The organism is Burkholderia sp. Ac-20392, assembly GCF_017104585.1.
GTDB classification, from domain to species: Bacteria; Pseudomonadota; Gammaproteobacteria; order Burkholderiales; family Burkholderiaceae; genus Burkholderia; species Burkholderia lata.
In genome coordinates this window covers 1-4527 of record NZ_JAAGPB010000588.1, presented here as the reverse complement: position 1 = coordinate 4527, position 4527 = coordinate 1, and the positions used below count along the sequence as shown (strand labels likewise).

At 68.7% G+C, this 4527-nt stretch carries 7 protein-coding genes and 1 pseudogene; 2 read left to right on the top strand and 6 right to left on the bottom strand.

The window, feature by feature from the left end; all coding sequences use genetic code 11:
• The 4 genes and pseudogenes from G3N99_RS35010 to G3N99_RS34995 all read right to left on the bottom strand — a co-directional run.
• Nucleotides 1-378: pseudogene (locus G3N99_RS35010) on the bottom strand (hypothetical protein); the annotation flags it as partial.
• Between the two features lie 7 nt (nucleotides 379-385).
• Complete coding sequence (locus G3N99_RS35005; RefSeq protein WP_206124651.1) at nucleotides 386-652, bottom strand: hypothetical protein; 267 nt, start codon at nucleotides 650-652, stop codon at nucleotides 386-388.
• A gap of 189 nt (nucleotides 653-841) precedes the next feature.
• Nucleotides 842-1090 (bottom strand): ogr/Delta-like zinc finger family protein, encoded by a 249-nt coding sequence (locus G3N99_RS35000; RefSeq protein WP_174916740.1) that lies wholly within the window; start codon nucleotides 1088-1090, stop codon nucleotides 842-844.
• Nucleotides 1091-1270: 180 nt separating this feature from the next.
• Complete coding sequence (locus tag G3N99_RS34995) at nucleotides 1271-1486, bottom strand: hypothetical protein (protein ID WP_174940132.1); 216 nt, start codon at nucleotides 1484-1486, stop codon at nucleotides 1271-1273.
• Between the two features lie 162 nt (nucleotides 1487-1648).
• On the opposite strand from G3N99_RS34995, the gene G3N99_RS34990 reads away from it, so the two are divergent.
• Together G3N99_RS34990 and G3N99_RS34985 are read left to right on the top strand one after the other, a co-directional pair.
• On the top strand, nucleotides 1649-2071 hold the full coding sequence (locus G3N99_RS34990) for a transcriptional regulator (RefSeq protein WP_244132534.1): 423 nt from the start codon (nucleotides 1649-1651) through the stop codon (nucleotides 2069-2071).
• A 302-nt stretch (nucleotides 2072-2373) separates the two neighbouring features.
• Nucleotides 2374-2670, top strand: coding sequence for a hypothetical protein (locus G3N99_RS34985; RefSeq protein ID WP_174946961.1), 297 nt, complete (start codon nucleotides 2374-2376; stop codon nucleotides 2668-2670).
• A gap of 181 nt (nucleotides 2671-2851) precedes the next feature.
• On the opposite strand, the gene G3N99_RS34980 is transcribed toward G3N99_RS34985, so the two are convergent.
• Nucleotides 2852-3922 (bottom strand): phage late control D family protein, encoded by a 1071-nt coding sequence (locus tag G3N99_RS34980; protein WP_174940126.1) that lies wholly within the window; start codon nucleotides 3920-3922, stop codon nucleotides 2852-2854.
• Nucleotides 3919-4350 (bottom strand): phage tail protein, encoded by a 432-nt coding sequence (locus G3N99_RS34975; protein WP_069246823.1) that lies wholly within the window; start codon nucleotides 4348-4350, stop codon nucleotides 3919-3921. Before G3N99_RS34975 ends, G3N99_RS34980 begins: the two co-directional genes overlap by 4 nt.
• Between the last annotated feature and the right edge of the window lie 177 nt (nucleotides 4351-4527).

Below are 4527 nucleotides of genomic sequence, written 5' to 3'. Positions count from 1 at the left end.
GTCGCGCACGCGATCGCGTTCGGCCGTGCAGCGTTCGGCGATGTATTCGACGGTGGATTTCTCGCGGCGCTCGGCCGGTGCGGGGCGCTCGGACGGGAGGCCGTACGCGTCGTGGAGATAGCGGACGGCGTCGGCAACCGTGCCGCCGCGCGCGTGGATCACGAGGTCGATGCACGAGCCGCCGGCGTCGGCGCTGTGATCGCGCCAGCCGGTGCCGTACTTCGGGTGATTCGCATAGATCGACAGCGACGGGCTCCGGTCCGCGTGCTGCGGCGAGTGATAGAGCGCGCGGTCGCCGCCGCGGCCGCGTTTCAGGCCGAGACGGCCGGCGAGGTCATGCAGGTCGATGTGTCGTTTCAGTTCGTCGATCGAGGCCATATCGGGGTCATTGCTGCCGTTCGGGTTGCGGTGGGGCGGGCGGCGCGGGATGGCCGGCCGTGGCCGGCGAACCGGCGAGCGCGCGCAGCGCAGCGGCGGATTGCGGGAAACCGAGCGCGAGGCGATCGGCGAGCGCCGACACGAAGCGGCCGAGCGTGCGTTGCCGCTCGGGGCTGTCCGGCGGGGCGTCGAAGTTCAGCGTGTCGGCGGCCGCCGCGATGGCGGCGTGCAGCGCGGCGTCATGCGGCGCGGGTTCGGTGGCGTAGCGGTTCATGTGCGCGCCTCCGGGCAGCCGACCCGTGCGCAGTGCGCGGGGTGGCCGACCATCGCCGGGCTGGCGGGGCATCGAATGGCACGGCCCGCTTGGATCGGGATCATGAGGTGTCCTTTTCAATGGCAAAGACGATCCCTCGCGCCGTTCAGGCACGATGCGAGGGAAACGCGGGAACGAGGGGTTAGGGCGTCAGACCGGCAGCTCGAGTTGCGCGGCCAGGCGTTCGCGGACGTGCGGCGAGAGCGGCAACTGCAACGAGAGGTTCGGGACGGCGGACGGCGACAGCGTGCGGGCGAATTCCATGTTGACGACGTACGTGTGGCCGCACTCCGGATTCGCGCACTGGAAGGTGATTTCGCGGAACGTCAGCGACATTTCGCGGCTGCTGCGTGCGGTGGCGCGGGTGCGGCAGTGCGGGCAACGGTTCAGGATTCGCATGAGGGCGTGCTCCGGGCGAGAGTCGGCGCATGGCCGGACGGGCAGTGGGCCGCGCGGGCGATCCGGCTGCATCGCTGGCCGATCGGCTGATTGGTGCGGGCGTGCGCGCGGCTCACAATCGACGCTGCGGGCACGGACGGTCGGGCGCGTTCGACGGTGCGGAACATGAGGGCGCCCGGTTCAACGGCCGGCGGTGCGCGAGCGCGGCGTCGCGATCGCGCGCAGGTGGCTCGCGCCGATGCGGATCAGTTCACGCGCCATGCTGGAGATCGAGCGGTTGCGCTGCGCCGCGAGCTGCTCGAGCTCGCCGCGCTCGACCGGTGTCAGCCCTACGTAGACGGGTTTGTCCGACATCGTGCCGCGCGGCGAACGGCGCGCGCCTTTGGGAGTAGTCATGGTCGGTATACTTTGTGGAGATAGTCTTGCGTTACGGTAAGGCCAGTGTAATGAGCAAAAAACAGCGCGTCAATTGTTAATGGGTAATTTATGACACAAATCGGGAGTCGCTTGCGGGACGAGCGCTTGCGGATCGGACTCAGCCAGGACGAGTTTGCGACCGTGGGCGGTGTCGCGAGGCGCTCGCAGTCGGCGTACGAGTCGGATGAGCGCTCTCCCGACGCGACCTATCTGCTGGCCGTTCGCGAGATCGGTGTCGATATCGGCTACGTGCTGACCGGCGAACGGTCCGCCGCAGGCGAACCCGCGTCGGAGGCCGGCAGCCGCGACGCGGACGAAGCCGACGTGCTGGCGATGTACCGGCAGCTCAACGACGCCGGCAAGGCATCACTGCACGCGTTTCTCGCCAGTTGCATCAGCACGGGCGCGATGGTGCAGGCGGCTGCGGCGCCGCGGCGCGCGAAGCGCCTGCCGGAGAATCGCCGCGCGGCACTCGATCAGCGCACGGCGGAAAACGTCGAGCGGGCGATGGCCGAGGTCGAACGGCTGAAGTCCGAACGCGCGGCGAAGCAACCGAAGAAATAAGCGGCCGCGCGGCCCGACGCACGCTCTGCTGCGCATGCCGGCAGCATGCTGCACGCGGTCGCACGCTGCCCGATCCAGGGCGTGACGCGGGGCGGCCCGTCTCCTTTCCGTTTTCCCGATTCCACGGCGGTGCGCTGAGCGCATCGCGCAAGCGCATCGGATAAAATCGGACGAATCACTGTATATCCATACAGTATTGGTTTAGCATTCTGAAAGCCGGCGAGCTGGCGGCGGGGCGTTCCGAGGCGACCCGTCGTGTCAGGCGGCCCCCGGTGGATGACTGAGTTTGCGGAGACCGGAAAATGGACACCAACAGGAAGCACGACATCGGGACGATCGGCGCGTCGGCGCACGCCGACCATCGCGCGGACACGCGTGGATTGACGATGGGCCCGCCGCGATATCGTCCGGACCTGACCGACGACGAGCGGGCCGACGCGCACGCAAAGATCGACAGCGCGATGCTGTCGGTCGGGCAGGTGCTCGAGGCCGCGCTGCAGGCGATGGCCAATTTGCGCGATGCGCGTGCCACGTTGCAGCAATGCGGCGACGCGCGGGACACGCGCATGACGCTCGGCGGGCGTCAGCAATCGAGCTGAATCCCCACCCCTCATCCCCGCCGGCCGGCACTCGCTCCGGCCGCTGCATCGAACCCGAGCCGCGCATCTCGCGCGTTACCTCACCCCGCCCCCTCGAGATCCTGAATTCGCCACCGTGATCGCCATCGCGCGATCGCGTGCCGGGCACCGCGGCGTCGGCCGCCGCTTGCCATTTCACCCGTCAGCGCTTGCCGGTTCGCCCCGACTTCTTCGGCGCGTCGCGTACTTCGAGCTCGAGCGCGGTCGTGAACCCGCCGTCGCCGATCGTGTGCGTCGCCTTCTTCACGAGCCACGGCGTCTCGTCGATTTCGGGCTTGAACCCCGTCACGGTGACGGGCATCTCGGGAAACAGTTCGGGCCGGCCCAGTGCGAGCGTGTAGCTCAGCGTCGACTGGCCGCGCTGCGTGCGCGCATAGTCCGCTTGCGCGGCCGCCCGGGCCTCGGCTTCCGTCGCGTAATCCTCGGGCAGCACCTTGGCGTTCTTGCCTTTCGCGTCACCGACGACCACCGACAGCCGCCGCGCGCTGCCGTTCGAGTGATAGTGCGCGCGCACCGACGTGTAATCGTCGCGCTGCGCGATGTGGTAACGATGCTGGTCGCCGCTCGCGCGCGTGATGGCCAGCACGTCGAGCGGCTTGCCGCTGACGGTCTTGCCGCTGCCGATCGGCGTGAACAGCAGACGCTTGTCCTTCACGGTCATCACCGCGTCGTAGCGCTTGGCGAGGCGCGTCAGGAACGACATGTCGGATTCCTGCGTCTGGTCGACGTGGTCGATCCGCGTCGCGGCGAGCGTGGCGTCGACGGCGGCCGTGAGCCCGTAGCGTGTCGCGATGGTGCGCACGATCGCGCCGATCGTCTGCCGGTGCCAGCTTTTCTCGCGGCGTTCGTGCATGCCGTTCGTCATCGAGGCTGAACGTGCGCGGATCGTGATGACGTCCGGCGCGCCGCTGTGCTCGACTTCGTCGACCGTGAACGCGCCCTTGTCGACGAGCGGCTCGCCGACCCAGCCGATCGACAGCTTGATGCTCGCGCCACGCTTCGGAATCGCGAACGTGCCGCGCGCGTCGTCGAGCACCAGGTCGAGCATGTCGGCTTCGTCCGCGCGCGATTCCGACAGCGACAGGCTGATGAGGTTGGGCGCAATCAGGCGCGACAGGTCGCGGCCGTCGAGCGTGATCCGATAGTCGGCCTGCGGCTGCACGCGACCCGCGCGGGCCTGCGCATCGCCCGGCTTACGTTCCACCGTGCTCATTGCTCGTCCGCTCCGCTTTCGTCGTCCTGCTGCGGCTCGGCCAGCACGCCGTCGTCGACGCGCTTGAGCGTCAGCGTGAACGCGATCTTGCGCGCGATGCCTTCCTTCGTGTGATACGTGGCCGTCTCGTTGAGGCTGTCGATCACGTACGCGCCGTACACGTTGCCGTTCCCGTCGACGAGCACATAGGCGTCGCCGGCATCGCCCATCCGGGCGAGTGCCTCGATCGACGCGATCTCGCCGATGCCGTTGTCGGGGGCGACGATGCCGGACAGGGTGATCGTGTCGTCGCCGGCGCCGGTGAACTGGCTCGCATCGCGCACGCCGATGCGCGAGCTGGTGCGGTGTTTCCAGTTGCGCTGGCGCTGGAGCTCCTGGTAAGGCGTGGTCGCCAGGCTGAAAACGAACTGGTCGAGCGACATCATCATGGGCGGGTTTCCTTCAGCGAACGATCAATCGGACAGGCGCGAGCCGGTGCGCGACGCCTTCGCGCGTTCGACGCGTTCGAGCTCGGCGCGCACCATGCGCGCGATCTCGGCCGCATCGGCGCTGGGCGGCGGCGCGATGTTGATGGTGACGGGGCCGCTCGCGGGCGCGGCGCTGGA

Excerpts from the sequence above, each read along its gene's own strand:
- G3N99_RS35005 (WP_206124651.1), bottom strand. The coding sequence starts at position 652 with ATGAACCGCTACGCCACCGAACCCGCGCCGCATGACGCCGCGCTGCAC.
- G3N99_RS35000 (WP_174916740.1), bottom strand. The coding sequence starts at position 1,090 with ATGCGAATCCTGAACCGTTGCCCGCACTGCCGCACCCGCGCCACCGCA.
- G3N99_RS34995 (WP_174940132.1), bottom strand. The coding sequence starts at position 1,486 with ATGACTACTCCCAAAGGCGCGCGCCGTTCGCCGCGCGGCACGATGTCG.
- G3N99_RS34985 (WP_174946961.1), top strand. The coding sequence starts at position 2,374 with ATGGACACCAACAGGAAGCACGACATCGGGACGATCGGCGCGTCGGCG.
- G3N99_RS34980 (WP_174940126.1), bottom strand. The coding sequence starts at position 3,922 with ATGAGCACGGTGGAACGTAAGCCGGGCGATGCGCAGGCCCGCGCGGGT.
- G3N99_RS34975 (WP_069246823.1), bottom strand. The coding sequence starts at position 4,350 with ATGATGATGTCGCTCGACCAGTTCGTTTTCAGCCTGGCGACCACGCCT.